A 4,527-nucleotide genomic window follows, 5' to 3' on the forward strand; every position below is an offset into this window, starting at 1 on the left:
GAGTCGTGGGCGATCTGCCGGTCCGACCTGATGATCAAGGGCCAGGACCCGGAGAACATCGCCTTCGGCAACTCCTTCTCCGACGACGGGCACGCGCGGAAGTCCTTCGACTACATGCTGGCGAACCCACCGTTCGGCGTGGAGTGGAAGAAGGTCAAGGACGAGGTCGAGCACGAGCACAAGGCGCTGGGTGAGGCCGGCCGATTCGGGGCGGGGCTGCCGCGGATCAACGACGGGTCACTGCTGTTCCTCCAGCACATGATCTCGAAGATGAAGCCGGTGGACGTGAACGGCGGGGGCGGTTCGCGGCTCGCGATCGTCTTCAACGGCTCGCCGCTGTTCACGGGCGCGGCGGGCTCGGGTGAGTCGGAGATCCGGCGCTGGATCCTGGAGAACGACTGGCTGGAGGGCATCGTCGCGCTGCCGGACCAGCTGTTCTACAACACCGGTATCTCCACGTACTTCTGGATCCTGACGAACAGGAAGAGCCCGGACCACAAGGGCAAGGTCGTGCTGCTCGACGCGCGGGACCAGTGGCAGAAGATGCGGAAGTCGCTGGGCGACAAGCGGAAGGCTCTGAGCAAGGAGCACATCGCCGAGGTCGTTAAGCTGTACGGGGAGGCCTTGGCGGTTGCGGGTGACGCGGAGCACCCGCTGCACGGCAAGGTGAAGGTCTTCTGGAACGAGGACTTCGGGTACCAGCGGATCACTGTGGAGCGGCCGCTGAAGCTGCGCTTCGAGGTGACGGAGGAGACGCTGACGGCGCTGGAGGCGTCCAAGGTCATTCAGAAGCTGCCGCAGGCCCCAGCCCTGGCGGACGCGGCCAAGTCCCTGATGGGCACGAGCTGGGCGACGAAGCAGGAGGCATGGCTCTCCCTCAAGGACGCAGTGGTCCAGGCCGGCGGGACGTGGCCCACTGGGGCGCCATTTAACAAGGCACTGCGCGAGGTGATCGGCGTCCGGGACCCGGAGGGCGAGGTCCAGCTCGTCAAGGGACAGCCCGAGCCGGATGCGGAGCTCCGAGACTACGAGAACGTTCCGCTTGGCGAGGACGTCGAGGAGTACCTGGCGCGGGAGGTCCACCCGCATGTGCCGGACGCGTGGATCGACTACAGCAAGACGAAGGTCGGGTACGAGATTCCGTTCACTCGGCACTTCTATGTGTACAAGCCGCCTCGGCCGTTGGCGGAGATCGACGCCGACCTGAAGGCACTCGAGGCTGAGATCCAAGGCCTTCTTGGGGAGGTGACGGAATGACTCGCGGAGCGCTGAGCAGCCTTTCCGTGCCGGCTCACTGGGGCTGGCAGGACCTTTGGGCGGTTGCACCCCGGATCAAAGAGATTGGGCGACCGGACCTTCCAGCCTTGTCGGTCTTCCTCGATGCGGGGGTTGTGCCCCGCAGTTCGAGAGAGGATAACCACAACCAACTAGGGGAAGACCTCTCCCGCTACCTGGTGGTGCGCCCTAACGACATCGTTTTTAATAAACTCCGCACGTGGCAAGGCGGGCTTGGCGTGTCTAGGCACGAGGGCATTGTAAGCCCTGCCTATTTCGTCTGCCGCCCTAGGGCTTCCACGGACCCTCAGTTCCTCCATCACCTACTCCGGTCTGGCCCCTACCTGGCTGAGTTGACCCGCATCTCGAAATGGATGCCACCATCGCAGTTCGATACACCCTGGGAACAACTGCGCAAGCTACCACTGCTCCTGCCGCCCTTGGATGAGCAGCGCCGCATCGCCAACTATCTCAACGCCGAAATCTCCCGTCTAGACGGACTAATTTCCCTACGGCAGAAATTGACCAGCCTATCGATTGAACGCGACAATGCGTTGCGCGATAGCCTGATCGACAAACAGTTCGCAACCGAAGGCGAACTACCGCTGAGACGAGTCGTATTGGGGATTGAGCAAGGGGCAAGCCCCCAGTGCGATGCTACACCCAGAGAGACGGGCGAATGGGGCGTCCTGAAGCTGAGCGCTGTAAAGCGAGGGGTTTTCAATCCATCTGAAAACAAGCGGCTACCGGATGACGTTTCCCCAGTCCAAGATTTTGCCATCCGGCCTGGGAATCTGCTGATCACGCGGGCCAACACGCCGAATCTGGTAGGCGATGCGGCCGTTGTCATTGGAGATTCATCCCGGCTCCTGCTTCCCGACCTGATCTACCGCCTCCGGTTGACCGGCGCGATGAGTTCGGAATTCCTGATGCATGTAGCTTTGAGTGGCCGGACGCGTTCCTTGGTGGAAGCGGTTGCTCGTGGATCGTCGCAGTCAATGGTGAAGCTGCGCGGCGAGGACATCAAATCCTGGCCAATCCCCCGTTCCAGCCATAAACAACAGGCCGCAGTTGTACAGGAAATCGAGCGCGGCATTGCTCGAACGCAGAAATTTCGCCAAGTTATCGGTCAACAGATCGCCACGCTCAAGGAACGCCGCCAAGCCCTCATCACCGCCGCCGTAACCGGCAAGTTCGACGTAACTACCGCAAGCGGACGCAACGTGACCGAAGGAGTATTCGTATGAGCCCCGTGCACGACGAGTCGTCCTTCGGTTCCGCCATCGTCGCCGCGCTCTGCGAGCGCGGCTGGCGCGAGGCGAACCCCGAGGACTACCAGGCCGACCTCGGGCTCGACACCAACGAGTTGTTCACCTTCATCGGCGCCACGCAGCCCGACGAGTGGCACGAACTGCTCACCGTTTACGGCGGCAATCCCAACGAGGCCCAGCGCGGATTCGCCCAGCGCCTCGATCGGGCCATCGCCGACGACGGGCTGCTCCACGTCCTCCGCAACGGCGTCAAGGACCGCGGGGTCCGGCTCCGCGTCGCCTACTTCAAGCCCAACCTCATCTCCGCCGACTCCGTTCTCGACGGCTACCGGGCCAATCGCCTCACCGTCGTACGCGAACTCCCCTACGCCACCAAACAGGCCGACTGGGGCCACCGCCTCGACCTCACCCTGTTCCTCAACGGCATCCCGGTCGCCACGGCCGAGTTGAAGAACCCGCTCACTGGGCAGGGGGTCGAGCAGGCCAAGGAGCAGTACCGGACCGACCGGGACCCGACCGAGCTGATCTTCACGCGGCGCGTCATCGCGAACTTCGCCGTCGACCCGGACCTCGTCTTCGTCACCACGCAACTGCGCGGCAAGAACACCCAGTTCCTGCCCTTCAACACCGGCTCGAACGGCCCCGGCCAGCCCGGCGGATCTGGCAACCCTGCCCCCACCGCCCATGGCACGTACGCCACGTCCTACCTATGGGAACAGGTCTGGCAGCGGGACAACTGGCTCGACCTCCTCCAGCGTTTCGTGCACCAGCAGAAGGAGAAGACGCCCGGCGGAGGCACCACCAAGAAGACGATCTTCCCGCGCTTCCACCAGTGGGACGTGGTCAAGAAGCTCACCGCGCACGCGTCCGTCCACGGCGCCGGCCAGAACTACCTGGTCATGGCCTCCGCAGGCTCGGGCAAGTCGAACACCATCGGCTGGCTGGCCCACCGTCTCAGCGACCTGCACGCCCGCCCCGACCCGGCCGTTCTCAGGCCCGACGCTCTGGCCGACGGCCGCATCAAGCCCAGTGAACCCGTCTTCGACAAGGTCATCGTCATCACGGACCGCCGCGCGCTGGACGCCCAACTCGCGGCGACCGTGGGCAGCTTCAGTCAGACCGACGGCCTGGTCGTCCAGGTCGACGAGAAGCACGGCGCCAAAAGCGAGCAGCTCGCCCGAGCGCTCTCCCGGGACACCGGGAAGATCGTCACCGTCACCCTGCACTCGTTCCCGGCGCTGCTGGAGTACATGAAGCGCAACCCCACCGAGATCAAGGGCACCCGCTTCGCAATCATCGTCGACGAGGCGCACTCCTCCCAGTCCGGCAACGCCACCACCGCCGTGAAGTCCGCCCTGCGGGACCTCGGCCTGGACGCCGACTCGGACGACGAGGGCGCGACCACGGTCACTGTGGACGACCAGCTCAAGGCGAAGGCGGTCGCGCGCTCCCGCGCCACCAACCTCTCCTACTTCGCCTTCACCGCCACGCCCAAGTCCAAGACCCTCGAACTCTTCGGCACGGACGGCGTCGAGAACGGCAAGACCGTCTACCGCCCCTTCCACACCTACTCCATGCGCCAGGCCATCGAGGAAGGCTTCATCCTCGACCCGCTGCGCAACTACGTCACCTACAACACCTATTGGAAGCTCGCGAACCTCAACCGCGACGAGAAGGAGGTCGACCCCTCCAAGGCGAACAGCCTGCTCGCCCGGTTCGCGCTCATGCACGAGCACACGGTGTCGCAGCACGCCCAGGTGATCGTCGAGCACTTCGTCCACCACACCCGCGGCCGGCTCGGCGGACGGGCCAAGGCGATGGTGGTCACGGCCTCCCGTCACTCCGCCGTCCAGATGGCCCGCGCCATCCGCGGCTATATCGCCGATCGCGAGTACGACACCAAGTACCCGGACCTGGGCGTGCTCGTCGCGATCTCCGGCACCCTCACCATCGACGGCGAGGAGACCACCGAGGTCAAGGA

3 protein-coding genes are annotated in these 4,527 nt (G+C 64.4%); all 3 read left to right on the plus strand.

Going from position 1 to position 4,527, the window contains the following annotated elements; all coding sequences use genetic code 11:
* A partial coding sequence (locus tag AC067Z_RS38545) for an HsdM family class I SAM-dependent methyltransferase (protein ID WP_478794303.1) occupies window positions 1–1,257 on the plus strand: 1,257 nt, incomplete at its 5' end.
* 371 nt (window positions 1,258–1,628) lie between these two features.
* Window positions 1,629–2,522 carry a restriction endonuclease subunit S domain-containing protein gene (locus tag AC067Z_RS38550; RefSeq protein ID WP_478794304.1) on the plus strand — a complete coding sequence of 298 codons (894 nt, stop codon included), beginning with the start codon at window positions 1,629–1,631 and terminating at the stop codon, window positions 2,520–2,522.
* The coding region (locus AC067Z_RS38555) for a type I restriction endonuclease (protein ID WP_478794305.1) at window positions 2,519–4,527 on the plus strand (2,009 nt) is incomplete at its 3' end. The genes AC067Z_RS38550 and AC067Z_RS38555, both read left to right, overlap by 4 nt.

The organism is Streptomyces sp. NPDC043812 (genome assembly GCF_056436245.1).